Annotated in this window: 20 protein-coding genes, 2 tRNA genes and 1 pseudogene; 11 read left to right on the top strand and 12 right to left on the bottom strand. The window is 65.6% G+C overall.

What is annotated here, in order from left to right:
- Positions 1–326: 326 nt before the first annotated feature.
- From Q8T13_07005 to Q8T13_06995, 3 genes are all read right to left on the bottom strand, one after another.
- The gene (locus Q8T13_07005; GenBank protein MDP3717495.1) at positions 327–749 is read right to left on the bottom strand and encodes an ATP-binding protein; all 423 of its coding nucleotides are present in this window, start codon (positions 747–749) and stop codon (positions 327–329) included.
- A 364-nt stretch (positions 750–1,113) separates the two neighbouring features.
- Positions 1,114–2,886, bottom strand: a complete 1,773-nt coding sequence (locus Q8T13_07000; GenBank protein ID MDP3717494.1) for a PQQ-binding-like beta-propeller repeat protein — start codon at positions 2,884–2,886, stop codon at positions 1,114–1,116.
- 15 nt (positions 2,887–2,901) lie between these two features.
- Positions 2,902–5,250: a TonB-dependent receptor gene (locus tag Q8T13_06995; GenBank protein MDP3717493.1), complete on the bottom strand. Its 2,349-nt coding sequence runs from the start codon at positions 5,248–5,250 to the stop codon at positions 2,902–2,904.
- A 283-nt stretch (positions 5,251–5,533) separates the two neighbouring features.
- Between Q8T13_06995 and Q8T13_06990 the strand changes: the two genes are divergently transcribed.
- The gene (locus Q8T13_06990; protein ID MDP3717492.1) at positions 5,534–5,812 is read left to right on the top strand and encodes a DUF1778 domain-containing protein; all 279 of its coding nucleotides are present in this window, start codon (positions 5,534–5,536) and stop codon (positions 5,810–5,812) included.
- Positions 5,809–6,330 (top strand): GNAT family N-acetyltransferase, encoded by a 522-nt coding sequence (locus Q8T13_06985; GenBank protein MDP3717491.1) that lies wholly within the window; start codon positions 5,809–5,811, stop codon positions 6,328–6,330. The genes Q8T13_06990 and Q8T13_06985 overlap by 4 nt, the downstream gene beginning before the upstream one ends.
- Before the next feature lie 536 nt (positions 6,331–6,866).
- Here the strand turns inward: Q8T13_06985 and Q8T13_06980 are convergent.
- The 3 genes and pseudogenes from Q8T13_06980 to Q8T13_06970 all read right to left on the bottom strand — a co-directional run bounded on the left by Q8T13_06980 (position 6,867) and on the right by Q8T13_06970 (position 7,799).
- The gene (locus tag Q8T13_06980) at positions 6,867–7,187 is read right to left on the bottom strand and encodes a helix-turn-helix transcriptional regulator (GenBank protein ID MDP3717490.1); all 321 of its coding nucleotides are present in this window, start codon (positions 7,185–7,187) and stop codon (positions 6,867–6,869) included.
- A gap of 4 nt (positions 7,188–7,191) precedes the next feature.
- A pseudogene (locus Q8T13_06975) lies at positions 7,192–7,551 on the bottom strand (type II toxin-antitoxin system RelE/ParE family toxin).
- 174 nt (positions 7,552–7,725) lie between these two features.
- A tRNA-Gln gene (locus Q8T13_06970) sits at positions 7,726–7,799 on the bottom strand.
- A 106-nt stretch (positions 7,800–7,905) separates the two neighbouring features.
- Between Q8T13_06970 and Q8T13_06965 the strand changes: the two genes are divergently transcribed.
- The 4 genes from Q8T13_06965 (at position 7,906) to Q8T13_06950 (ending at position 11,234) form a co-directional block, all read left to right on the top strand.
- The gene (locus Q8T13_06965; GenBank protein ID MDP3717489.1) at positions 7,906–8,337 is read left to right on the top strand and encodes a GNAT family N-acetyltransferase; all 432 of its coding nucleotides are present in this window, start codon (positions 7,906–7,908) and stop codon (positions 8,335–8,337) included.
- Entirely contained in the window at positions 8,334–9,005 is a 672-nt protein-coding gene (locus Q8T13_06960) for a methyltransferase (GenBank protein ID MDP3717488.1), read from the top strand. The genes Q8T13_06965 and Q8T13_06960 overlap by 4 nt, the downstream gene beginning before the upstream one ends.
- A gap of 116 nt (positions 9,006–9,121) precedes the next feature.
- On the top strand, positions 9,122–9,556 hold the full coding sequence (locus Q8T13_06955) for a CBS domain-containing protein (GenBank protein ID MDP3717487.1): 435 nt from the start codon (positions 9,122–9,124) through the stop codon (positions 9,554–9,556).
- 142 nt (positions 9,557–9,698) lie between these two features.
- Positions 9,699–11,234, top strand: coding sequence for a 4-coumarate--CoA ligase family protein (locus tag Q8T13_06950; GenBank protein ID MDP3717486.1), 1,536 nt, complete (start codon positions 9,699–9,701; stop codon positions 11,232–11,234).
- On the opposite strand, the gene Q8T13_06945 is transcribed toward Q8T13_06950, so the two are convergent.
- From Q8T13_06945 to Q8T13_06935, 3 genes are read right to left on the bottom strand one after another with little or no spacing between them, the layout of a single operon-like run.
- The gene (locus tag Q8T13_06945) at positions 11,224–12,798 is read right to left on the bottom strand and encodes a GMC family oxidoreductase N-terminal domain-containing protein (protein ID MDP3717485.1); all 1,575 of its coding nucleotides are present in this window, start codon (positions 12,796–12,798) and stop codon (positions 11,224–11,226) included. The genes Q8T13_06950 and Q8T13_06945 overlap by 11 nt on opposite strands.
- Positions 12,799–12,800: 2 nt before the next feature.
- Positions 12,801–14,081: a glutamate--tRNA ligase gene (gene gltX / locus Q8T13_06940; protein ID MDP3717484.1), complete on the bottom strand. Its 1,281-nt coding sequence runs from the start codon at positions 14,079–14,081 to the stop codon at positions 12,801–12,803.
- Positions 14,082–14,092: 11 nt separating this feature from the next.
- A complete protein-coding gene (locus tag Q8T13_06935; protein ID MDP3717483.1) occupies positions 14,093–15,586 on the bottom strand; it encodes a tetratricopeptide repeat protein in 1,494 nt (497 codons plus the stop codon).
- 72 nt (positions 15,587–15,658) lie between these two features.
- On the opposite strand from Q8T13_06935, the gene Q8T13_06930 reads away from it, so the two are divergent.
- Positions 15,659–15,752 (top strand) — tRNA-Ser (locus Q8T13_06930).
- 166 nt (positions 15,753–15,918) lie between these two features.
- Here Q8T13_06930 and Q8T13_06925 read toward each other — a convergent pair.
- Positions 15,919–16,260, bottom strand: coding sequence for a helix-turn-helix transcriptional regulator (locus Q8T13_06925; protein MDP3717482.1), 342 nt, complete (start codon positions 16,258–16,260; stop codon positions 15,919–15,921).
- Positions 16,236–16,628 carry a type II toxin-antitoxin system RelE/ParE family toxin gene (locus Q8T13_06920; GenBank protein MDP3717481.1) on the bottom strand — a complete coding sequence of 131 codons (393 nt, stop codon included), beginning with the start codon at positions 16,626–16,628 and terminating at the stop codon, positions 16,236–16,238. Before Q8T13_06920 ends, Q8T13_06925 begins: the two co-directional genes overlap by 25 nt.
- Before the next feature lie 178 nt (positions 16,629–16,806).
- Here Q8T13_06920 and Q8T13_06915 point away from each other — a divergent pair, with 178 nt between their 5' ends.
- The 4 genes from Q8T13_06915 (at position 16,807) to Q8T13_06900 (ending at position 24,392) form a co-directional block, all read left to right on the top strand.
- A complete protein-coding gene (locus Q8T13_06915) occupies positions 16,807–17,184 on the top strand; it encodes a BlaI/MecI/CopY family transcriptional regulator (protein ID MDP3717480.1) in 378 nt (125 codons plus the stop codon).
- The gene (locus Q8T13_06910) at positions 17,184–18,941 is read left to right on the top strand and encodes a M56 family metallopeptidase (protein ID MDP3717479.1); all 1,758 of its coding nucleotides are present in this window, start codon (positions 17,184–17,186) and stop codon (positions 18,939–18,941) included. Before Q8T13_06915 ends, Q8T13_06910 begins: the two co-directional genes overlap by 1 nt.
- Before the next feature lie 376 nt (positions 18,942–19,317).
- Positions 19,318–21,417 carry an MASE1 domain-containing protein gene (locus Q8T13_06905; protein MDP3717478.1) on the top strand — a complete coding sequence of 700 codons (2,100 nt, stop codon included), beginning with the start codon at positions 19,318–19,320 and terminating at the stop codon, positions 21,415–21,417.
- On the top strand, positions 21,414–24,392 hold the full coding sequence (locus Q8T13_06900) for a protein kinase (protein MDP3717477.1): 2,979 nt from the start codon (positions 21,414–21,416) through the stop codon (positions 24,390–24,392). The genes Q8T13_06905 and Q8T13_06900 overlap by 4 nt, the downstream gene beginning before the upstream one ends.
- Positions 24,393–24,468: 76 nt before the next feature.
- On the opposite strand, the gene Q8T13_06895 is transcribed toward Q8T13_06900, so the two are convergent.
- Positions 24,469–25,902, bottom strand: coding sequence for an amidohydrolase (locus tag Q8T13_06895; GenBank protein MDP3717476.1), 1,434 nt, complete (start codon positions 25,900–25,902; stop codon positions 24,469–24,471).
- Positions 25,903–25,929: the final 27 nt, after the last annotated feature.

Genomic DNA, 25,929 nt, shown 5'->3' with positions numbered 1-25,929 from the left:
GCCGCCGGCTCATGCGAGGCCTGACTGTCGAGTCGACCATCGGCAAGCGGGCCGCCGACGACCTCGATGTTGTCCTCCACGATTGAATTTCGAACCGGTGCCGCACGCCATCGACATCGGTGACAACGATTGGCGCAATCGGCGTGTCGTCGAAGTCGACGCCCAGTCGCTCAGCCAACTCCGTGTTGAAACAGCGGGAGCAACGTTCGCCCACCTCGGCCACCGAGATTGAATCGTAGGGTTGCAGAACCTTTCCGCATAGGCCGCATCGGCGGCGTTCTTCGTCCTGGTCGTCGTGCCTCATGGCGTCACCCAATGCTCGGTTATCAGCTCGAGAGAAAATACCGTCGCTTGGGGTCCTGAGGGCTGGTGCCGACCTCACGAACCAGCCCACGCTCCACCAGTCGAACCATGCGCGTGCGCGTGGCGCGCGGCGTCAGGCCGATCGCCTTCGCGACCTCGCTGGTCACGCGCCCAGTGCCGTCGCTGAGGGAGGCAAGGATGGCCTGCTCCGTCTGGTCGAGCGCCGTGGCGCTGACTTGCTTGAGCCACAGCGTCACCCTGAATCGGTTGCCGATCTCCTCGAGCGTCGGCGGTGCCAGCCCAGCATCGCGGCAGGCAGCAGTCATGCGCTGAATGCCGCTGCCCCATTGCTCGATCAGACCCAGCGCGTGAAAAGTGCGGCCGATCACGCGATTTCGCAATCGGGAAATCCCTCGCGGCAAATCTTCCAGGGTGAGCCCTGCCACCCAGGCATGACAGGTCGATCGCTCGCCGGCCTCCTCGGAATCGGTACGACGTTGGGCACAGTGTCCTCCGGTGATCGCGACGTTCTGCTTAGGTTAATCGACTCGAGCAGCGCAAACACTCGAAGGCGCCCGACGAAGTGGCTCACACGATGGCTGCGATTGGGCCGCTACGGCAGGCCGAAATCGAGTCTGAAGCGGAGACATTTTGGAGACGGCTAAGAGGTCGCTGTGCGTAAGTCGCGGTCCCAGCGACCACGGCGGCGTATCAGCGTTATTGCGCAAGCAAATCGACCGATGGGCCTTGGCTTGGCTCCAGTCGAAGTTCTCGCGACGACAGCCTTGGCCGCTCGCGCGACTCGTGTTTTCAGTCGGGCAGGGCAAACGCCACGACCGTGTCGCCCCCCTGCGGGTCCAGCAACCCGTGGCCACCGCACGAGAGTGCCACGTACTGCCGCCCGCCCACCTGGTAGGTCATCGGCGCGGAGTTGCAGCCCGCCCCCATCCGGAAGCTCCATACGCGCTCGCCCGTGGCGGCGTCATACGCGTCGAACCAGCCCGACGTTCGGCCCGCGAACACCAGTCCGCCGGCCGTGGCCAGGACGCCGCCCGCCAGGGGCTGGTCCGTGCGCTGCGTCCACGCCACCTTCCCCGTCGCGGGGTTGACGGCGGCCACGCTGCCAAAGCGTTCGTTGCCGCGCCGCTGTTCGCGCGGCAGGAAGTAACCCTCGATGCGCTGGTTCACCGAATAGAGCAGTCCAGTGTCCTGGCTGTAGGCGCCGGGCGACCAGATGGTGCCCGCCACGCCGCCCGGCATAATGTTGGCCCCCGCGACGCCACCCACCGTGCCGCTCACCGGCATGTAGTTGTCGGACCGCGTGACCAGGGTGCCCTTCTCCGCATCCAGCACGTAGAGGTTGGCCATGCCGGTGAATTTGCCCACGACGTCCTGCGCGCGTCCATCACGGACGAGGTTGAACAGGATGGGCGGCGTCGGACCCGATGCGCCCCAAATGTCATGCGGCAGAAACTGATAGCACCAGACCATCGAGCCGTCTTCGATGCGGAGCGCACACACCGAGTTGGTCCAGCGCATGTCGCCCGGATGCGGCTCGGACGGCGGTGGAAAGGCCGTGGGATCGGGTCCGCCTGTGGCCACGTACACCAGTCCGCGCGCGGCGTCCACCGTCGGCGTCATCGGCGCGCTGGCCCCCCCGGTCTTCCAGCCGTCCCGCAACCGCTCACGGTTGGCCTTCTCCCACGCGATGTCGCGGTTGAGGCTGATGGCGGGATTCCCCGGCATGGTCTCCACGAAATCGCCCCACCAGCCGCCCTCCTCGGGCGACGGGATCGCATGCCAGGTCCAGCTCAATGCGCCGGTGTTCGCGTCGAACGCCTGCACCATGCCCCGGTCCACGAACGAGATGCCTTGAATAATGAGGCCGCGAGCGGCGACCGGCGCACCCGTGAGGCGTGGCGATGCGGTCTTCACCTCGAAAGCCTTCTGCCCCGTCGCACGGTCCAGCGCCAACAGCGTGCCGTTGAGGGTCCCGACGTAAACGCGGGTGCCATACACGGCCACGCCCCGATTGGGCCCGAAGTGCGTGGGCAGGTGCAGATCTTCGGTGGCCGCCTGATCGCTTGCCGCTTTGCCCTGCACGCCCACTTGCCAGGTAACTTCGCCGGTCGTCGAATCGAGGCGGATGACCCGCTGCACGCCGCCTTCTCCGGGCGTGCTGACATACATCTCACGGCCGAGCACGACGGGCGTGTTCTCGAATGACCCGACGATACCGGTCTGCGCGATCCAGGCGGGCCGCAGCCGCTTTACGGTGCTGCGATTGATCTGCGCGAGAGGCGAGTAGCGCGTCTGGCCCCAATCGCCGCCATACGTGGGCCAGGTGGCGGTCCGTGCACGATGCCCCTCGCGAAGCAACTCATCGGTCACCGCGCCCACTGCATCGTTCGGCTCAGCCGCCGAGGACGCCGCGCCCTGTGCTGCTGAAGGTGCACCGGTGCCGCCCTGAGCCGGCGGCTGGTCCCGACCCCGGCATGCGGCCGTAACAGCTGCGAGTACCACGATCAGGCCAACCCAGGCGACCGCGCCCGTGCGACCCGGCATCACCGCCCGTTTCATCATTTCCCCCCGCGCTCGTCAGAACCGATCGATGCCAAGGGTCAGGCCAACCGCGAACTCCCGGCCGGGCGATGGCTCGAAAAATCGATTGCCGATCGAGTTGACGATGGCCGACGAGTTGTAGCGCTCGTTGAAGATATTGTCGAGGCTGACGAACGGGCGGAAGCGCATCCCCAGCCAGCGGCGGTCGAGCCCCAGCCGCACGTCGACCACTCGATATGACCAGTTGTCGATGGTGTTCGCGCTGTTCACCGGGTACGCATCGACGAACCGGTACTGCGCGGCGGTGAACAGCCCGAACGGCGCCTCGTAGGTAGCCCCCAGCACCACCTGGTGCGGCGGAGCACCAGGCTCGGTCTTGTCGGTGAAGTTGCCTTCGGGTGCGACAAAGCCGCCGTAATGGAAGTCCTGCAGCGTATAGGCGAATCGCCCCTTCAACCTCTCGGTCGGCGCCCACTCGAAGAGCACCTCGAGGCCGTTGCGCGTCACCTCGCCGGCGTTCCTGAAGTACGCCTGTTCATCCGGGCGCTGAAAACGGACGATGGCGTTGTCGAGCGTCGAGAAATAGCCGGCCACCTCGAAGCGGAGCCGCCACGGCTCGATGGTGCCTCGTGCGCCCATCTCGAAGCTCCGCAGGTCCTCAGGGCCGAGGTCCGGGTTGAATCCCCCTTCGTCCGTCGGCCGGTTCGAGAGTTCCACGGTGGTGGGGGTTTGATACGCGGTAGCGAGGTTCGAGTACAGGTTCAGCCACCGTGATGGCACGAAGGTCACGCCCACCATCGGGCTCACGGCGTCGAGGGTGCGTTCGCCGGACTGGTCGCCGTTGGTCAGGAATCGATCGGTGGCGCGGAAGCGGAAGCGGTCGTACCTGGCGCCGCCGACCAGGTTCCACCGCTCGCCCAGCCGCGCGGTGAGGTGCACGAATGGGCTGACGGACCGCACCTCCTCGAGCTGGGCCAGACGCAAGGCCCCCTCCTGCGCCATTCCGCCACCCGGAGGGACGCCGTTGTTCCCGTACTCCGCGCGCTCGTCGTGCTGCATCGAGATGTCGAACCCCGTCGTCCACGTGACCGGCAGCGACCACGCGGTCGCCGCCCCGGCATACTCGGAGCGGATACCGGCGGCGCGGCGATCCACGGTGACGATGGCAGCCGGGATTGGATTCCAGACATCCCGCCACACCCCCCAGGCCGTGGCGCGCAAGACGTGACCGTCCGAGATCTGATGCTGCAACGTCAAGCCGGCCTGCTGTTGCGTGGTGGACTCGCCCCAACCCTGCGTGAACGCTTGCGGCCGAACGCTCTGTGGGTTGTTCCGGGCATCGGCCAGCGTGACGGTACTGGCGCTTTCGCCGAACGGCAGATCGTAAAGGTTGAAGACGCCTCGAATCTCGGTCGCGCTCGAGGGCGCGACCCGCACTACCACGTTGGCGCGCCGAACTTCAGCGACGCTGTGCAGGCGGAACCCGTCGGATTCCATCCGGCTCGCGTTGACGAGGTAGCTTGCCTTCGGCGTCGCGCCGGCCACCTTCACCTGCTGCTGCTGATACCCATAGCTGCCCCACTGCACGTCGGGCTGAACGGCAATGCGTCCGGCGGGCGGGAACTCGGTCTGCAGGGCAATGACGCCGCCTGCGGAGTTGCCGTACAAGACCGAGCTCGGCCCGCGGAGCACTTCCACTCGTCCCAGCGATCCGAGATCGATGTTGGTCGGCTCCGTCGTGCCATCGGCCATGGTCATCGGCACGCCGTCCTGGATGATTTGCACGCCGCGCATCCCGAAGCGTGGCATCGGCGCGCGAATCGCAAAGCGGACGCCGCCCGACAGGCTGTAGTTGCGGCGGTTTTCGACATAGAAGCCGGGAATGCCGGCAAACGCCTCAGCGGGAGAGGCACGGCGCTGGAACGCCTGAATCACATCGCCTTCGATCACCGAGACCGCATTGGGCACCGTCGACCGGTCCTGCTCGGTGCGAGTGACGGTCACGGTGACGGTTTCGGTGAACGTCGCGACGTCGAGAGTGAGGTCGAGGGCGCGTGTCTCACCAGTGGTGATCGTAACCAGCGCCTCGCGGCTGCCGAATCCGGCCAGCATCGCCTCGAGCCGATAGTCACCGGCAGGCAGCGCCCCGATTTCGTATCGGCCCGCCGCATCGGTGATCGCATTTCGGAGCGTGCCGGCTGGCTGCGACTCGATCGTCACGCCGACCCCGGGAAGCGCTGCCCCACTGGAGTCCCGTACGGTGCCGGCGAGTGTCCCCTGCAGGGCCTGCGCGTCCAGCTTGAACCCGGGCAGCAACGCGTGGCCCCAAAGCAGCCACACCCATAGTACGCCCGCGTCGGCCAACCGACGCCTACGGTTCGTCATGGGTCGATGTTACAACGAGTGCGCCGCACTACTTTTAGACGCCGAATGAAGTGGCTTGGTGTTTGGTATACAGATCTCGGACCGACTCAGGCGACCAGCACCCGGCCCGCCCGGCGGGTCGACGACGACCGTGTATAGGCGTGTCCGAAAGATGTCTACAGATATCGGATCGGAACGGCCGTGAACGGGCCGCGTCCGACCCGGCCGGTGTGTTGACAATGTGTATACGCCCAGCTATCGTTGTGACAACGACATTCGGCCGCCGAAACAGCAGGAGTTCATCATGGCAACCGTGACAGCACGAACTAGGGTCATCAATTTGCGCACCGACGAAGCGCGTCGCACGCTGATCGATCGGGCCGCTGAGGCGCTGGGGAAAGACCGGACAGAGTTCATGCTGGACGCCGCCACCCGTGAGGCCCAGTCCGTTCTTCTGGATCGCCGGCTGTTCCATCTGGACGAGGCGACATTCCGACGGTTTGCCAAGGCGCTCGATGCTCCGCCGGCTGATAACCCGCGTCTGCGCAAGCTGCTCGCCAAGCGCGCGCCTTGGGAGCGATGAGCGGTCCGATCAGTGCTCCGCAGCATCTCACCAGCGAGCACGACGTTTCGGCGTTCGACTGCGCCTCCCCTGAACTGAACGACTGGCTGAAACGTCGAGCATTGCAGAATGAGAGTAGCCGTGCTTCGCGGACCTTCGTGGTCATCGGCGACGGACGTGTCGTCGGCTACTACGCATTGACCACCGGCGCCGTCGCTCACGCCGAAGCGACTGGCAAGGTGCGGCGCAACATGCCGGAGCCGATCCCGGTCATGGTCCTCGTTCGGCTGGCCGTCGATCGGGCGCATCAAGGGAGTGGCCTCGGTTCCGCACTTCTCCGGGATGCACTCCTGCGAACGCTCACCGTGGCCGAAACCGTGGGCATCCGCGCGATCCTGCTCCACGCCATTTCTGAGGAGGCGAAACGCTTCTACCTTCACCACGGCTTTGCGGAGTCTCCGGTCGATCCCATGACGATGATGATCACCGTGGCGGATGTCGAGAAGGCCCTGGGGATCGCCCGGGCGCAGGGTCAATGACCACGACGGCCGTACCCGAGTTATTGTGCCAGCAAATCGACCGATGGACCTCGGCTTGGCTCCAGTCGAAGTTCTCGCGACTGCTCCAACTTCGTGCTCTCGATCCAGGCCCCTTCAATTATCCGATCGAGGTGTTCCCGGAATGGCGGGGCAAGGCTTTCTATCTCTCCGCCCGGTATCGAGCCCGGAGCCGACGACCAGAGGATGACTTCGTCGTCCGGCGCACGCGGATGACGCTTACCGGGTTCGGCAGGTTCGACCTGGCGTACTTTCGCCACACCAACAAGTGGCTCACGGTTCACCGTAGGCTCACGGCTGCGGAGTGCTTTCGGGAGATTCAGGAGGGCGAGATCTTTTGGCCGACGACGTGATGGGCCAGCTGTAAGGTTTGACCGAGAACTGGCGTTCTACAGAGTGAGAGGTCTCTCCTCTGGACGAGTTGGCTGGCTGTCAGGGACGGAATTCGCAACTTCCTCGTTAGGGCGGCGTGAGGGGAAGCTGGTTGTCCGAAATATGTATACAAACTTCGGACAGCTTTAGGCGACCAGCACCCGCGCCCGGCCTGCGGTCCGAGCGCGCGGCTTGACGACGATCTCGACGTCGCTACCCAGCAGGACGAGCAACCGAACGAGCCGATCGAGCGAGAACCCGGCCAGACGGCCTCGGACCAACGCCGACACCTTCGGCTGATCGAGGTTCAGCAATTCAGCTGCCGCGGCCTGCGTCAGCCGGCGCTTATCGATCGCCTCGGCAATCTTGCGGGCGAGTTCCGCCTTTGCGAGCGCCTCCGCCGGACGCGGGTGCCCGAGATCCTCGAACACGTTGCCGCTCCCGACGATGTAGTCTTTCCGCGCCATCGGTCTACTCCTTCTTCCTGCTGATTTCGGTGGCCTGCTTCAGGCGCTGTTTGATCAAATCGAGATCTGCCTTCGGCGTCGCAATGCCGCTCTTCGATTTCTTCTGAAACGCGTGTAGCACGAACACACGATCGGCGAACCGGACCGTATACACCGAACGGAACGTGTCCCCGCGCTGATCCGAGACGACCTCCAACACGCCCGACCCCAGCCCCTTCAGCGGCTTGGACTACACGTGCTTCTGGCCGCACTGGGCCAGGTAGATCGCATAGCCCATCTCGTCCTGCACGGCGGCCGGGAACTCTTTGAGCTCTCGAAGCGAGTCGCCGAGCCAGATCACGGGCTTCAAAGACGGCGCCGGCATCTTCGGACCCAGCATGCCATATTTGGCATGGGCCGCGCGAATGCCAATGGCTCGCCAAATGTGATGGTCGGTTGAGCAGGGGAGGGCCGATTTCGTCAGTCTCGGCGGCGTGTAAGGTTTCGCCCCAAACTCGCGTTCAGACAAGTAGGGATGGGTCTGCCTTACGGAAGAGTTTGGCTGGGAGGCAGGGATTCGAACCCCGATAAGCAGAGTCAGAGTCTGCTGTCCTACCGTTGAACGACCTCCCAGTAGGTTAGGAACCTCCGATTATATGGGACGATTCCGGCCACGGGCAAGGGCCGAGAGGGCTGCGACCCTCCATTCACCGCCTTTTGGGCAATATTAGGACCTGACATGCGTATCCGCCGGGCATTGGAGGGCGACATCGCCGCGATGCACGCCATTCGGCTCAGCGTGCGCGAGAATCAACTGGACGACCCCGGCTCGGTCTTGCCACACCACTACCAGGCCTTCCTGACCGACGATGGCCGCGGCTGGGTCGCGGAGATCGACGGTCGCATCGCCGGCTTTGCGGTTGCCGATCGCGTTCATGCGAGCGTCTGGGCGCTATTCGTGGATCCAACCTTCGAGGGGCAGGGAATCGGGCGGCGGCTGCATCAGACCATGATCGACTGGCTGTTTGAAACCGGCGCCGAGCAGATCTGGCTCAGCACGAGTCCCGACACCAGGGCCGAACGCTTCTACATTGCCGCGGGCTGGCAGCCGGCCGGCCTCGCAAGCGGTGAAGCCTGCTACATCTTGTCTAGAAAGGCTCCGACAGCGTGACGACGTTCTCCCATGGATCGAAGGAGCGGCTGACCGCGCACGACCTGGGACGGTTTCCCGGCGAGACGCTGTTCGACGGCATTGGCCGCGCGGTGTGTCACGCCGGCTGTCTCCCTCGAAAGGAACTCTATGAAGCGTGGGAGGTCGCCCGCCGCGCCCGCCGCCTGTTCCGCGGCGGACGGGTCGTCGACCTTGGCGCCGGACACGCCCTGCTCGGACAGATCCTGCTGCTTCTCGACGACACCTCCCCCAACGTCGTCGCCGTGGACACCCACCTGCCGTCGTCATGCGCAAAGCTGCACGAGGCGCTGGTCCACTCGTGGCCACGACTGGCGGGACGCGTCGCGTTCGAGATGCAGCCGCTCGACGCGATCGAGCTGCATCGGGACGATCTGGTGGTGTCGAGTCATGCCTGTGGCGCGTTGACCGACGTGGTGCTCGCGCGCGCGGTGGCCGCCCGGGCCCGCGTCGCGGTGTTGCCGTGCTGTCACGACCTGGCGGCCAACGACACCGGGGCACTGTCGGGCTGGCTCGACGGACCGCTGGCCATCGACGTCATGCGCGCGGTCCGAATGGAACGGGAGGGCTACCGCGTCTGGACGCAAACCATCCCCGCCGATGTGACACCGAAAAACAGGCTGATGCTCGCCTCGCCCTCGACACATTAGGCACTTTGGCACCTAGCACCCTGGCACTCTGGCACCCACCCTTGGCACCGTAGGCACCGTAGGCACCCTAGGCACCCTGTTCCTTCGCTGGTCAGCTTCTTGCACCAGCGAGGGCCATGTCGAACCATGCCAAAGATCTGATGACCGCCGATCCGCAGTGCTGCACCGCGGAAACACCCCTGAACGAAGTTGCCAAGCTGATGGTCGAATGCGACTGCGGTGAAATCCCTGTCGTGGACGATGCGAAGAAGCTCGTCGGTGTCGTCACCGACCGCGACATCGTCTGCCGCGTGGTCGCCAAGGGCCAGAACCCCTCGGCCATGACCGCGCAGGACGCCATGTCACACCCGGTGATCTCGGTCACCGAAGACGCCACGCTCGAAGACGTGCTGGCGAAGATGGAAGAACACCAGGTGCGCCGCCTGCCCGTGGTTGACGCCAGCGGCAGCTGCTGCGGCATCATCTCGCAGGCCGACGTGGCCATGGTCGCGGACGAGAGCGAGACCGGCGAGATGGTTCGCGAAGTCTCGCGCGACGTGGTCGCGAACTAAGAGAAAGGTCCGGCAAGAAGCCGGACACTACATTAGAGGGAGGCAACCGTCCGCCTGTCCCGCCGAAGCGCGTGGCGCGAAGGCGGAGGTTGCCTCCCCAGTTGACCGCGATTGGCTTCGCAGCATACTCTCCGGCGCGCCCATGATCTTTCAGAGCCGCTACTCCCCTGTCGACATTCCCCGCGTCACTCTACACGACCTGGTGCTCGGCAAGGCCGCCACACTGGGCAATGCGCCGGCCCTGATCGAGGGGGCGACCGGCCGCGTGCTCACCTGCGCGCAGTTGGTCGAGCAGACCCGCCGCTTTGCCGCCGGGTTGTCGCGTGCCGGCATTCGCCAGCGCGACGTGGTCGCCATCTGGTCGCCCAACTCGCCCGAATACGCGGTGGTGTTCCACGCGGTGTCGCGGCTCGGCGCGGTCCTGACGACCGTCAATCCCACCTACACCTCCGAGGAACTGGCCTATCAGCTCAGCGACGCGGCCGCGCGCCTGCTGATCACGACGTCCGCGCTGCTTGACAAGGCCCGCGAGGCGATCGCCGCCACCGGCAAGACGATTGACATCATCACGATTGATGAGGTGGCCGGCGTGCCCTCGATGGCCTCCACCATGGTTGACGCCGAGCCGCCGGCCGTCACGATCGATCCCGACTGCGACATCGTCGTCTTGCCGTATTCGTCGGGCACCACCGGATTGCCCAAGGGCGTGATGCTGACGCATCGCAACGTGGTGGCCAACCTGCTGCAGATCGACGCCATGGAGCCGTCAGAGATCCGCGCCCTGCTGGGCGTGCTGCCGTTCTTTCACATCTACGGCATGGTGGTGATCATGAACCACGGGTTGCTGCGCGGCGCCGCGGTGGTGACGCTGCCGAGGTTCGATCTCGAAACGGTGCTGCGGATCCTGCAGGACTACCCGATCGCGATCGCGCACGTCGTGCCGCCGGTCGTGATTGCGTTTGCCAAGCACCCGATGGTCGACAAGTTCAAACTGTCGAACCTGCGCTGGCTGTTCTCGGGCGCCGCACCGCTTGGCAGCGAGATCACGAATGCCGTCGAGGAGCGGCTGAAGATCAAGGTGCGGCAGGGCTACGGCATGACCGAGTTGAGCCCGGTGACCCACTACACACCGGACGGCGGCGAGCGCGCCGGCAAAGTCGGCCTGCTCGTACCCTCAACCGAGATGCGCATCGTCGATCCGGCGACCGGCGAGGACCTGCTCGAAGGTGATGACGGCGAGGTGTGGATCCGTGGGCCGCAGGTGATGCAGGGCTACCTGAACAACCCCGAGGCCACCGCGTTCACCGTCGATGCCGATGGCTGGCTGCACACCGGCGACATCGGCCGCGTCGATGCCGAGGGCTACCTGGAGGTGGTGGACCGCTTGAAGGAACTGATCAAGGTCAAGGCGTTCCAGGTCGCGCCCGCCGAGCTCGAAGCGGTGCTCCTGAAGCACCCGAAGATTGCCGATGCCGCCGTGGTCGGCGTTCCCGATGACGAGTGCGGCGAGGTGCCGAAGGCGATCGTGGTCGCGCGCGAGCCGCTGACGGGCGACGAGGTGAAGGCCTTCGTCGAATTGCACGTCGCCCACTACAAGCGCCTGCGCCACGTGGCGTTCGCCGACGCCATTCCCAAGTCGCCGTCAGGGAAGATCCTGCGGCGCCTCCTCAGGTCCTGATGAAGAGGGCGGCCTTCTCGCCAATCATCACGGCCGCCGCGTGCGTCGGCGCGTTCACCACCTCGGGCATGATCGACGCGTCGGCGACCCGCAACCCCTGAACACCGCGCACCCGCAGCGTCGGATCGACGACAGCCATCGAATCGGCGGCAGGACCCATTTTGCAGGTGCCGGCGCCGTGGTAAATGGTGTCTGAATCACGGCGCACGAACGTGGCGAGGTCGGCGTCACTCTTCACTGCCGGACCCGGCAGGAGCTCGTCGGCGATCAGCGGTTCATAGGCATCGGCCGCGGCAAACCAGCGGGCCAGCTTCACGCCCTGCACGAGGGCCGCGACGTCCGACTCTTCCTGCAGGTAGTTGGCGCGAATGATCGGCGCCGCCAGCGGATCGGTCGAGCGTAACCGCACGTCGCCCCGCGATCGGGCCTGCACCAACGAGACAGTGATCGTGACGAACTTGTCAGGAGTTTCGACGCCGCGGCCGACGTAGAACTGCAGGTTCGGCGGATTGCCCCACTCGCTGGAGTGCGAGCGCGTGAAGAGTCCGGCGGTGACCGTAGATCCCGGCAGCTCGGTCTTGCCGTTCCAGCGGACCGACAGCTTCAGGTGGTCCTGGAAGTTCTGCCCCACGCCGGGAACATCGGCCACGACCGGAATGCCCAGCCCCTTCAGCTGATCGGCCGGGCCAATGCCCGACAGCATCAACAGCTTCGGCGAATCGATCACGCCGCTGCAGACAATCACCTCCCGGGTCGCGCGGGCCTGTTCGGGCTTGCCCTCGCGCAGGTATTCGAGACCGACGCATCGGCCTTTCTCGATCGTTAACTTGGTCGCCTGTGCGTGCGAGCGCACCTCGAGGTTCGGGCGCGACAGCACGGGGGTCAGAAAGGCGTCCGCGGCGCTGTGCCGCTGTCCGTCGAGGATGTTCTTCTGGTAGTACCCCGCGGTGTTCACCGGCGACGGCATGTTGAAGTCGAAGCGCGCGTCGCGCTGGTAGCCGTTCTGGGCGGCCGCTTGCAGGAAGGCGCGGTGGCCGGCATGCGGATCGGTGCAGATCGACACGGCCAGCTCGCCGTCGGCGCCGCGCCACGGCGTTTCGCCCAGCTCGTTCCGCTCGGACTTCTTGAAGATCGGCAGCAGCGCGTCGTAACCCCAGCCCGGGTTGCCGTCACGCTCCCACCGGTCGAAGCAGAACTGGTGGCCGCGGATGAAGGCCATGGCGTTGACCGCACTCGACCCGCCGTGGACCTTGCCGCGCGGAAACGCGATGCGCCGGTTCAGCAGGCCGGGCTCGGGCTCGGTCGCGTAGCCCCAGTCGTACTTCGACCCCATCAGCGACACCCATCGTCCAGGCGTCGTCAGGGCCGGATCGTCGTTGACCGGACCGCCGGCCTCGAGCAGCAGCACGCGCGCCGCGGCATCGGCCGACAGCCGATTGGCGAGCACGCATCCAGCGGAGCCGGCGCCGACGATGATGAAGTCGAAGTCCCTGCGGGGGGATTGGGTCATGCCGGCGAGAAGGGGCGAAGCGCCGACCAGTTTGATGAAGTCACGTCGTTTCATAGTTACAGGCGACCACGAAGTGTGCCCAGCCGCGCGATGACCCGATCGCGACCGAGGAGAACCAGCATCTCGAACAGTCCTGGACTGACCATACGACCGGTCATGGCCAGGCGTGTACCGTGAATCAGCGTGGCCGCCTTCACGCCCCGGGCCTCTGCAAGGTCGCGCAGGCGCTTCTCGAGCGCGGCCTCGGTCCAGTCGGCCATCTCGCCATAGGCCTGCCTGAGCGCTTCCAGGTGGTCCTTCGCCTCGGGCGCCGACAGGTGCTTCCTGATGCCCTCGGCGTCGTAATCGGTGGGATCGACGAAGAAGGGCGCGCTCTGATCGCGGAAGTCCGTCAGCTTTTTGCAACGTGGACGCAGCAGCGCGAGCACTTTCGACAGCCATCCCGCATCGCCTTCGAGCCCAAGCCGTGCGATCAGTTCGGCATCCGACAACTTCAGCAGGTACTGGTGGTTGAACCAGTCGAGCTTCTCGGTATTGAACACCGCGTTGCCGCCGCTGATCCCCTCGAGGTTGAAGCGCTGGACCAGCTCGTTTTTGGTGAGCAGCTCGTCGTTGCTTCCCGTGCCCCAGCCGAGCAGCGCCAGAAAGTTGAACATCGCCTCGGGCAGGTAGCCGAGCTTCTCGTACTCCATCACCGAGGTCGCGCCGTGGCGCTTGCTGAGGCGCTGCTTGTCGGCGCCCATGATCAGGGGCACGTGCGCGAACGTCGGCGGCGTCTGGCCGAGCGCGTTGTAAAGCAGCACCTGCTTCGGCGTGTTCGAGATGTGATCGTCGCCGCGCACCACATGGGTGATCGCCATGTCGATGTCGTCCACGACGACCGACAGGTGATAGGTCGGGTGCGTGTCCGACCTCAGGATTACGAAGCTCTCGATGTGCTCGTTGTCGAACTCGATCGGCCCGTGCACGCTATCGGCAAAGGTCGTCTTTCCGGGCGGCACCTTGAAGCGGATGGCGCCGCCGTCTTCGAACGCCTGGCCGCTGTCGAGCAGTTGCTTCGCTGCGGCGCGATACCGCTCGAGGCGCTGCGACTGGTAGTACGGCGCGTGCGGGCCGCCCACTTCGGGGCCTTCGTCCCAATCAATGCCCAACCAGCGCAGCCCGTCGAGAATGCCGGTAACCATCTCGGCCTGCGATCGCTCGACGTCGGTGTCTTCGATCCGCAGGATGAAGGTGCCGCCGTGGCGGCGGGCATACAGCCAGTTGAAGAGCGCCGTCCGCGCGCCGCCGACGTGCAGGTAGCCGGTGGGGGAGGGGGCAAAACGAAGACGAGGCACCTGGCTATTATTCACCGTTGCGGGCGCTTGGTCTGCAACCTCACCGGTTCCTCCGGGAGGGAATTGAGCGTCGTGTCGGCGCACGACGGGCAGATGCTGTGCGTAAACTCCGCCGCGCTGTGGGTCGAGACGTAGGCTTCGACCTGCGTCCAGTAGCCCTGGTCGTCGCGGATCTTCTTGCACCACGCGCAAATCGGCAGCATGCCCTTCAACGTGTGGACGCGCTCCAGCGCCTCCGCCAGCGTTTCGGCCTGCTCACGGAACCGTGCTTCCGACTCCCGCTTCAACCGGTAACGCGCATAGAGCAGGCCCAGGCTGACGATCACCAGGCCGGCGATGACGCCGAGCGCCAGGCGTTCAATCCGTGTTCGCGCCAACTCGGCATCGCGCACGCGGCCCTGCTGCTCGAGCAGCTGGATCTGATGCTGCTGGCGCTCGGCCTCCTGCGCGATCTGCAGCCGCTGGAAGCGCGAGGCGTTCTCGACGCCGAACATCCGCGCGCGCGCCTCCTGGTACTGGACCTGGTGCTGGTAGGCTGCGCGGTGGTCGCCCCGTTCGGCTTCGGTTTCGGCCATCGCCTTGAGCAGGTTCGATTGCATCAGCGGCGCATCGATGCGCGAGCCGATCGCGAGCGCGCGCTGATAGGCGGCCAGGGCCAGCGGCAGGTTCTTCAACTGGCGATGGAGTTCGCCGAGGTTGAACTCGGTCGCCATCTCGCCACGGGCGTCGTCGTTCTCGCGCCGCAAGGCCAGCGCCCGTTGGTAAGTCCCGAGCGCCGCTGCCGGGTTGGCCTGCGCTTCGACCTGGCCGATCGCGTTCAGCGACACGCCCATGGCGCGGCGGTCACCGAGCTCCTCGCGAATGGCGAGCGCGCGCTGGTAGGCCGCGAGCGCCGCGGCGTAATTGCCCATCTCGTAATGGACCAGGCCGATGTTCTGGTGCGAGAACGCCTCGCTCGACTTCATGCCCAGTTCGATCTTCAGCGCGAGCCCCTGCTGGTGGCGGGCCAGCGCCTTGTCGTACTCGCGCATGTTGCGGTGCACGTTACCCAGGTTGTTGTTGGAATAGGCCAGGCCTTCCTTGTCGCCGGTCCGCTCGCGAATGGCGAGGGCCTTCAGGTGATACTCCAGCGATTCCGGATACCGCGCATCGTCGGCCTCGATCAGGCCAAGCGTGTTGTAGCCCTGCGACTGGCCCCAGTCGTCACCGGCCAGGGTGTACAGGCGCACCGATTCGAGCGCGGCCTGGCGGGCTGGGTCGAGCAGGCTCTGGTTGCGGTAGCCGTAGGCCACGTAGTTGAGCGCCTCGGCCTCGCCGCGCACGTCCTTAGCCGCCCGCGCCGCCGCCTGCGCCTTCTGGGCCGCCGCGAATGAACGGCCGGGGTCGGTGTCGCTGAATTCCCTCGCTTCGGCGTTAAGGGTCGCAATTGGCCCCGTCGCCCCGGGTTGCGCCCAGGCTTCGCCGGTCCCGAGACAGACCAGCAGGGCAATCATCCAAGTCCGCACCCTGAAAGGATAGTCCCTACCGCACCTGGCGTCGGAACCCCCGCTTCCCGGTATACTGGAAGACCTGCGCGCGGTGAGGTGGCCGAGAGGCTTAAGGCGGCGGTTTGCTAAACCGTTGTAGGGGTTTAAATCCCTACCCAGGGTTCGAATCCCTGCCTCACCGCCATCAAGATCCCGCTAAGTTGTTCTCTCAAATGAGCTTCGGCACAGCAGTGTTCGAAGGACGAATCCCTGCTGCCAGCGATCCGCAAGTTGTTGTCGCCACTGGAGTTCTTGCGAGCGGGTCCGCTGGCGTCTCCAAAATGTCTCCAAGCTCCTGATGACCTCCGTCCTCAGGCGTTGGCTTCGACGACCCGAACGCGTCCGCGCTGACGACGGCGCGGCTTGGCCCTGATGACGATCTCGACATCCTGACCCAGCGTGGTCAGCAGTCGCATCAACCGGCCGCTCGAAAAATTGGCGAGGCGACCACTGAGCAGGGCCGATACTTTGGGTTGATCGATGCCCATGAGGCTGGCCGCAGCCACTTGGGTCAGACGGCGTTGCTTGACGATGTCCTGGATGCGGCTGGCGAGCTGAGCCTTTGCGAGTTCTTCTTCCGGCTCCGCGAAGCCCAGATCGGCGAACACGTTTCCGGAACTCGGCGTCACTAGAATCCCTGACTTTTTCGCCATTGTGCGTAGTCCTCTCTTGCGCGGATGAGTCGAGTCTTGATCAGATCGATATCTGACTTGGGTGTCTCGATGCCCTTACGAGACTTCTTATGGAAGGCATGTAACACGTAGACGACTTCGGCGAAGCGAACCGTGTAGGCAGCCCGGTAGGTCTCGCCATCGAAGTCGTCAACGACCTCCAGCACACCCGCGCCGCCGAATCCTTTGAGTGGCTTGGCAAAGGACGCTTTGGAGCCAGTCTGGGCCTTCCATAGTGCCTGGCCAACGCGCCCCTTTACTTCAGCGGGGAAGACACTTAAATCTTCCTTGCTGCTGCCGATCCAGCGGACAGGTTTCGTTTCAACGTCTGGTACGGGCGCCTTCGACATGCGGCGACTCCTCATCATATGCCTTTTCAGGCATAGCGGCAACCTGCGACTGGGCGTGTCGTCGCAGTGCGCGGCGAACTGCGCCTTCGCGAGCAGCTCGTCATACCCGATTCGGGAGCCTGCCGCGCCGGGCTTGACATGCTACGTTCGCAGCACTAAGCTGCTGCGAACGTAGCACATGGACACCAAACTCAGCCGCCGCGAACGCGAAATTCTCGATGCTCTCTACGCCTTCGGCGGCAGCGCCGACGCCGAAGGCATCCGTCAGAGCCTCACCGATCCTCCGACCTACTCCGCCGTGCGCGCGATGCTGGCCAAGCTCGAAGCGAAGGGCGCCATCACGCATCGCGCCGAGGGCCTGCGTTACATCTATTCTCCCGTTACCTCGCGCACCACCGCGCAGAAAAGAGCGGTGGGCCAGCTGACGCGCATCTTCTTTGGCGGCTCCGCCAGCGAGGCGGCCACCGCCCTTCTCAAGCAGGAAGCCTGGAGCGACGACGAGCTCGACGCGCTCCGGAAGGAAATCGAGCAGGTTCGCAGGAACCGGAGGAAGTGATGGTGCCAAGTCTGTCCAGCGCGGCGCTCCTGTTGTCGGGCTCATTCGAGCTGTCGCTCCTCGTCAAAGCCACACTTCTGCTCGCGGTTGGATTGATCGCGGCGCGATTCGCGCACAGGGCCCGCGCGTCCGTACGTCACCTCGTGATTTCGACATCCTTCATCGCCCTCGCGGCGCTGCCTGTCCTGATGATCAGCGTTCCGGCGTTGACGATCGATGTGCCCGTGGCATCAACAATCGTGCAACCGGTCAATCGCATCGCCTTCACGCCCGCGCCAATCGACGGTGTGCCGATGGCGCCGAATGTGGTCGAGCGATCGCTCCCAGCCCTGTCTGCCTGGCCGTGGTTGCGCCTGGCGTGGCTGGCGGGAGTGATTGCCTTTCTGTTTCCAGTCGCGTCGGCGTTGTGGCGGCTGTCCATGATCCGCCGAACCGGCCTGCCGGTGGCCTGGCCCCGCGCGGAACTCGCTCGCCTCGCCGAGTCGCGCGGCGTCTCCGTGGCTGTCGAACTGCTCGAGCACGAAGCCGTGCCCGGGCCCATGACATTCGGCATCAGCCGTCCCGTCATCGTCCTGCCACCCGACGCGCGCGAGTGGCCCGAGGGCGAGCTGCGGTGCGCGCTCATGCACGAGATCGAACACATTCAACGAGGAGATTGGCTCATGCAAATCATCGCTCGCACCGTGGCGGCGTTCTACTGGTTCCACCCGATGGTCTGGTCGGCCTGGCGGCGCTTGTGCCTTGAGGCGGAACGATCGTGCGATGACGCGGTCGTGCTCCGCGAGGAGCGGACCGCCTACGCCGAACAGCTGGTGACGCTGGCGCAGCGGATGTCGGCGACGCCGGTTCAGCCGATTCTGGGTATGGCGAACCGCAGCGACCTGTCCACGCGCGTGACGGCGGTTCTCGACGATCGTCTCCACCGCGGCCGCACCGGGTTCGCGCTCGCCGCCGGCACCGTGCTGGCTGCGGCCCTCGTCGTGGGGTCGGTCGCGCCGGTGCGGGCGGTCGCCAGGGCGGCAGCCGCTGCCGTCACGACTGACGATCAGTCATCGCGGCGCGCGCCGGACGAGCGCAAAGCGGGCGTACTCGATCGCGAATTCCACGCGGCTGCGAACCCAGGAGAAGTCGGAGGCGTCAAGGAATTGCCCAAAGCCGGCGCCAAGGGGAGCGCGAAGGTCGAAGGAGACAGCAGCCCCCAAGCGCCAGTGAAGACCGCGACTGACCAGAGCCGCTCGATCTTCGTGCTGGGCGAGGTTCGTATGCCTGGCAGGTACACCTTCGAAGGACAGCTGACCCTGCTTGAAGTGATTGCGAAGGCGGGTTCGCTGACGGTGGCTGCCGGCAACGTCCTCATTGTTAATCGCTACAAGGACCCTGCGGCCGTCGGCGTGACGCCGGCAATGCCCGGAGACAAAAGTGCCGCCGAAGAAGTGGTGCGCTTGGCCATTGACGACCTCAGAGCGGGCCGCATCGTGTCCAACCTGTTGCTGCAGCACGGCGACACGGTGTTCGTCCCCCCGGCCGACGCGTTTTACGTCACCGGCTTTATCAGGAGTCCGGGACGATACGTGCTCGTCCCGAACATGACGGTTGATCAGGCGATCGCCGTTGCCGGCGGTGTCTCCGAACGTGGCTCGCCGAGTGGCATCAAGATCATCCGGCGGGTCAACGGCCAGCCAGTCGAAGTCGATGCCGGCCTGGACGATCTGGTCCAACCGAACGACACGATTCGGGTTGGTCAGCGTCCCCAGTAGGCAGTGGAGTTCCCGGCATTTAGTGGACAGTTGTTGTGGTGCGAAGACCGTCTCCACCACGTCTCCAAAACCTCGGTTGAATCGCGCGGATTGCTGTGGACGCCAGGGACCTCGCACGATGAAGTAAGCGGCTGGGATTCAACCTCTTAGAGCCAGAAGTCGTTCGCCATCACCAACTTAGGAAATGGGCGCTCGAAGAGTTCGAATCCCTGCCTCACCGCCATCATTCAGGCCTGCGGCCTCACTCCTCAACGCCGTCTTTCACAATTTCGCATCCGCCAAACCCGTGTTTTCACTCCCTTCGTGGGAATTTCGGCTGCCGGGCCGTCCAGCTATGCTTGCGCGCGTGACACTCAGCCGTTAGGCTTCATGGCACGTGTCCGAGAAGTCCCCCCAAGCAGCACTCCACGACTGGTTTGCCGCCCATTCGCAGGTCCGCGACGTAGTCCTCAACCTGGGCGTGGCCCTGCTTGCCTGGGGGCTGGCCGAACTGGTGCTCTTGCCGGTGGTGGATGGCCAGTCCCTGACGCCGCTCTGGCCGCCAGTCGGCCTGGCGGTGGCGGTCACTTATTTGGGGGGGTTCCGGTTCCTGCCTGGCATTGTCCTGGGCTCGTTCGCCTTGCACGCCCGGCACGAACCCTTGCCGTGGGCCGCGTTCATCGCGCTGGCGCAAGTGGTGCAGCCGTTGATCGTGGTCAGGATTCTTCGCGCACTGAAGTTTGATCCGCGCCTCGAGCGCGTTCGCGACCCGATCATCCTCTCGCTCCTGGCCGGCCCGGCCGGCGCACTGGTCGCTGCTATCTTCGTGATCGGTGTCAGCTTTCTGGCGGGTCGGGTCGCGCCGGGTGAGTTCTTCTATGGACTGACCTTATGGTGGCTGCGCGACTGGCTGGGCACCATGGTCATGGCCACGTTGATCTTCGCGTGGGCGAAGGGTCGCAGCCTGTCCTGGACGTGGCCGCGGATCGCCGAGGCCGTCGGGCTGATAGTGGTTCTCTTTCTGGGCGCGCAGTTGGTGTTCGGCCTGTGGGGCATCTTCGCCGGCCGCGACGTTCCTGTCGTGTTCATCTTCTTCCCGATTATCGGGTGGGCAGGCCTGCGCTTTGGGCCGCGCGGCGCGGCCACCCTGGTGGCGCTGATTGCCAGCTTCGCGCTGGCCGTTGCCGGGTTGGGCGCGGGGCCGTTTGTCGCCTTCCCGGTGGAGTTCACGCTGTTCCTGCTGTCCTGCTTCCTGACGCTCGCGTCGCTCAGCGGCCAGCTGCTGGCCGCCATCATGGCCGAGCGCGACGATGCGCTCGAGCGGCGGCTGCTGCTCGAAGAGCAGCTGCGCCACTCGCAGAAGATGGAGGCCGTGGGCCGGCTGGCCGGCGGCATCGCGCACGACTTCAACAACCTGCTCACGGCGATCATCGGCTACACCGAGATCGTGCTGACGTCGCTCGATCCCAAGGACGAACGGCGCGCCGACGCCGAAGAGATTGCCCGCGCCGCCATGCGCGCGGCCGACCTGACGAAGCAGATGCTCGCGTTCAGCCGCCGCCAGGTGTTGCAGCCGAAGATCATCGACCTCAATACCGCGCTCAGCAAGGTCGAGCCGATGCTGCGCCGGGTGATCGGCGAAGACATCGTGCTGACGGTCACCGGCAAGGCGGCCTCGCCCCACGTGCGTGTCGACCCGGGCCAGGTGGAGCAGGTGGTGATGAACCTGGTGGTGAATGCCCGCGACGCCATGCCCCAGGGCGGCCGGATCACCGTCGAGGCCGCCGATGCCGTGCTCGATTCCGCCGCGCTGGCCGATGCCCCCGACGTCAAGCCCGGCAATTTCGTGATGCTGTCGGTCGCCGACACCGGCGTCGGCATGCCGCCGGAAGTGCGCGCCCGCATTTTCGAGCCGTATTTCACCACCAAGGACGTCGGCAAGGGCACTGGCCTCGGCCTGTCAACCGCCTACGGCATTGTCCGGCAAAGCGATGGCCACATCGCGGTGTCGAGCGAGCTCGGCCGGGGCACGACGTTTCGCATCTACCTGCCCCGATCGGAAGCGCCGCCGGTGGTGGCGGTCGACCCTTCAGTGGAGAAGATGCCCGACGGCACCGAGCACATCCTCCTTGTCGAAGACGATACGTCCGTGCGCCGGCTGTCGAAGGAACTGCTGCTGCGGCTGGGCTATTCCGTGACCGAGGCGGCCTCGGGTCGGGCCGGGCTGGCGCTCGGCACTGACGACACGCGCCACTTCGACCTGGCGTTATGTGACGTAATTCTTGGCGACATGAGCGGCCCGGCGGTGGCCGAAGCCCTGCGCGCGCTGCGCCCGTCGATTCGCGTGCTGTATATGTCCGGCTACATGGACGAGGCGATCGTGAAGACCGGCGTGCTGGACGAAGGCAAGCCCTTCCTCCAGAAGCCGTTCACGCCCATGCAGCTGGCGAAGAAGATTCGCGAAGTGCTCGACGAGCCGGAGGCGGGAAACCTGTGATCGGCGAAACCATCTCGCACTACCGGGTGTTGTCGCGCCTGGGCGCCGGCGGCATGGGTGTCGTCTACGAGGCTGAAGACACGCGACTCGGCCGCAAGGTGGCCATCAAGTTCCTGCCGGACGAAGCCAACGCCAACGCCGGGGCCGTGCAGCGCTTCCTGCGCGAAGCGCGCGTCGTGTCGAGCCTGAACCATCCGCACATCTGCACGCTCTACGACATCGGCGAACATTTGGGCCGGCAGTTCATGGTCATGGAGCTGCTCGACGGCCAGTCGCTGAAGGACCGCGTGGCCAAGGGCGCCATGCCGCTCGAGGAAGTACTCGAACTGGGCGCGCAGATGGCCGATGCGCTCGACGCCGCACACACCCAGGGCGTTGTCCACCGCGACATCAAGCCCGCCAACCTGTTCCTTACCCGCCGCGGCACGCTGAAGGTGCTCGACTTCGGCGTCGCCAAGCTCAGTAAGACGGTGCGTGGCCAGGACCACCTGGACTCGACCATCGGCGCCACCGATCAGTTGACGACGATGGGGACAACGATTGGGACGGTGTCGTACATGTCGCCGGAGCAGGCGCGCGGGCAGGAGATTGATGCCCGCAGCGACGTCTTCTCCGCCGGCATCGTCCTCTACGAGATGGCGACCGGACAGCTGCCGTTTCCCGGCACGACGGTTGCGACCATTTTCGAAGGGCTGCTCACGAAGAAGCCATTGCCGGCGTCGCAGCTGCGGGCGGGGCTGACGCCGGAGTTCGATCACATCATCGACAAGGCGCTCGAGAAGGATCGCGAGACGCGTTACCAGGGCGCCGCGGAACTGCGCGCCGACCTGAAGCGCCTGAAGCGGGCGGCCGAGAGTGGCACCACCGCCGTCGCGGCCGCGCCGGTCGATGCCGCGTCCGGCACATCTGATGTGGCGTCCGGCTTCTTGACCGCCGGAGCCTCGGCGAAGGTGGTTAGCCGGACCATACCGGCGTCCGGCACGGCTAATGTGGCGTCCGGCACCACTGATGTGGCGTCCGGCTTTAGCCGGACCATGCCGTCGGCTCCTGCGGCACCTCCCGCTCGAGGCTGGCGGAAGGGCCTCTTGATCGGCGCGCCGCTCGTGACGGTGGCCCTGGTCGGCGGCTTCCTGCTCTACCGCTCGATCACGACCCCGGCGCTGACCGAGAAGGACACCGTGGTGCTGTCGTCGGTCGTGAACCGCACCGGCGACACCATGTTCGACGACACGCTTGGCGAGGCGCTCGCGCTGCAGTTACGCCAATCGCCGTTTCTCACGGTGGTGTCCGAACAACAGGTGCAGGCGACGTTGCGGCTCATGAGCCGCAATCCAAGCGAGCCGATTACCGCCGAAGTGGGCCGCGAAGTGTGCCAGCGTGCCGGCGGCAAGGCGCTGCTTGGCGGCACCATTGCCATGCTTGGGTCGGCCTACGTGATCACGCTCAATGCACAGGACTGCCTGACCGGCAGCGTGCTGGCCGAGGAACAGGTCCAGGTCGACGCGAAGGAGACCGTGCTTGCCGCCCTGGGCGGGGCGGTCTCGACGTTTCGCGAGAAGCTCGGCGAGTCGCTTGGTTCGATTCAGCGCTACGACGCGAAGATCGAAGAGGCGACGACCCCGTCACTCGAGGCGCTCAAGGCATACAGCCAGGGACTGCGGACCCGGCGCACGACCGGGGACTTCGATTCGGTGCCGTTCTTCCGACGCGCGGTGGAGCTCGACCCGCAGTTCGCGCTGGCGTACGCGCGCTTGGGCACGGTGTATTCCAACCTTGGCCAGGGCGACGAAGCCCGCAAGATGACGGCGAAGGCGCACGAGTTTCGGGCCAAGGTGAGCGAGGTCGAACGGCTCTACATTGAAGCGCGGTATTACAGCGTGGTGGAGCCCGACGCACAGAAGGCGCTTGATGCTTACCGGGTGTGGCTCGCCGCCTATCCCAACGACTACACCGCGCTGGCTAATTCGGCGCTGCTGCTGCGGCAGCGTGGCGAGTTGACCGAGGCGCTGCGCAACCAGGAGGCCGCCACCCGCGTCGCGCCCGACCAGCCGATCGCCTGGCAGAACCTGGGAGACACCTATTTGAGCCAGGGCCGCTTCGCCGACGCGCGACCGGCGCTCGAGACGGCGCTGGCTATCCAGAACAACGCCGGCGCGCGCGGCAGCCTGTTCACCCTGGCGATTCTCACGGGCGACCAGGCGCTGGCCGATGCGCAAGTGGCGGCGGTGGCCGGCAAGCGCGAGGAGATTGACTTCCTCCAGGTCCGGTTTCGCGCAGCGGCGTATGCCGGGCAGCTGCGTCAGGCTTCGGCCTTCGCGGCCGAGTGGCAGTCGCGAATGGAGGCCGCCAGCCGCCGCGACCAGGTCGGCCAGGCCTTGGTCAGCCTGGCGATCAACGAGGCCATGGTCGGTCTGACCGACAAAGCCCAGGCGCGCGTCGAGTCGGCTTTGGAGGATGAGCTACTACCAGCCAGCGCGCTCGACGAACGCCTCGTGTTGGCCGCGGTCACCAGGGACGGGCGCAGCGCGCGCGAGCTGATGCCGGAGGCGCTGGCTGAACTGCGTCGCCAGTCGGCTGGCAGCTCGACCGCCGCGACTGCGGAGCGTGCGTATCGCGGCGTCCTGGCGCTCGCCGAGAACAAGCCGGGCGAAGCCATCGCCTTGCTTGAGCCAACCGCGTTTACGCCGGAGCACGCCGATGTGATCGGCCTGTGGACGATCGCCCAGGTTCAGCTCAAGGACTGGCCGGCGGCCATCAAGGGCCTGACCCTGCTGACCGAGGACACCTTTCAGCGCGGCCTCGGTACGGCGAAGGCATATGCCATGGTGGAACTGGCGCGCACGCACGCGGCGCTCGGTAACCGCGACGAGGCCCGCAAGAGCTACCAGGCCTTCTTCGAGTTCTGGAAAGACGCCGATCCCGATGTGCCGCTGCTGCTGCAGGCGCGAGACGAGTTCTCGAAATTGGGATCGTAAGGTCCGCCTAAAGGCGGACACCACATCGATGTGGCGTCCGGCGACACCGATGTGGCGTCCGGCTTTAGCCGGACCGTTACCGAATGGTCTTCGGGGCCTTCTGTCCCTCAGGAATCAGCGTCACGTACTTCTGCCCCGCCATGGTCTTCTTGAGATCCTCGCGCGCCCGCTGAATCAATTCAGGTGAGCGGTACAGGTCGATGGCCGAACCGGCAATGGTCTTGGCCGCCACCATCATTCCCTTCTCGCCGATGCTGGTGCCGGTGCACGCCACGATCTGCCAGCTGTGGCCAGGCGCGCCGTAGGAATAGGTGGCGGCGGTGAACTGGCCCACCGGGAAGAACCACGTGAGGTCGCCCACATCGGTCGAGTGCACGCCCTGGGTCGGCGGGCCGCTCGAGAGCGGCTCGACGCGGTCCGACAACGCGACTTCGGGCAGCGGCTTCAGATCCTTCTGGGTGGCGCGGGCGAACGCCCGTTCACGGTCGTCGAACTTCGGTGGTCCCACCAGTTCCAGGTTCTTCTGGATCACCTCCGCCAGTGTGCGGTTGGGCAGCACTTCATGCAGGTCGGCCTCCACCCGCGTTTCGATCAGCGTCGTCCGGCTCATGGCCGCCGCGGCGCGGGCAATTTCGGTGAGCCACACGAATGACTCCTCGACATCCGCGTGCTTGTTGGCGCGCAGGTAGTACCAGACCTCCGCCGACGGCGGCACCACGTTCGGCTGGCCGCCGCCGTTGGTGATGACGTAGTGGATGCGCGTGTCCTCCTTGACGTGCTCGCGCATATAGTTCACGCCGACGCTCATCAACTCGACCGCATCGAGCGCGCTCTTGCCCTGGTGCGGCGACACTGAGGCATGCGACGGCAGGCCCTCGAACCTGAATTTCACCGAGACCATGGCTTTCGAGTAGTCCCACGTCGCCATGGTGCGGTCGAGGGCGTGCCACGAGAGCATGGCGTCCACACCCTTGAACATGCCCTCGCGCAGCATGTAGGTCTTGCCGATGCCGGTCTCCTCCGCGGGCGTGCCGAACAGCTTGACGGTGCCCTTGATGGCGCCCGACGCGAGCGCCTGCTTGATGGCGATGGCGCCGCCGCTGCTGGCGGTGCCGAACACGCTGTGGCCGCAGCCATGCCCGGCCGACGCGCCGGCGCGATTGGTGCGCTCGGGCGAGGCGTCCTGCGACAGCCCGGGCAACGCGTCGAATTCCGCGAGAATGCCGATCACCGGCCGGCCGGTCCCGTAGCTGGCCACAAACGCCGTGGGCATGCCGGCGACGCCGGCCTCGATGGCAAAACCATTCGCGCGCAGCAAGGACTGCAGCTCTTCAGATGACTTGGTCTCTTCCAGACCGGTTTCGGCCCACGTCCAGATGTTGCGGTTGACGCGGTTGAGAACCGGGGCGTTGGCGTCGACCCAGCCGAACGCGGCCGACTTGGGATCGGATTGGGCGGCGGGCTGGATGCCAATCATGAGCAACGCGAACGCCGCGAACAGCTTCTTCATGGCTGAGATTCTAGTCCACGGAATTTG

Source organism: Acidobacteriota bacterium, assembly GCA_030697165.1.
In the GTDB taxonomy this organism is placed as follows: domain Bacteria; phylum Acidobacteriota; class Vicinamibacteria; order Vicinamibacterales; family UBA2999; genus 12-FULL-67-14b.
Note: the sequence above shows the minus strand (reverse complement) of the source record. Positions and strands in the feature narration are given on the sequence as shown.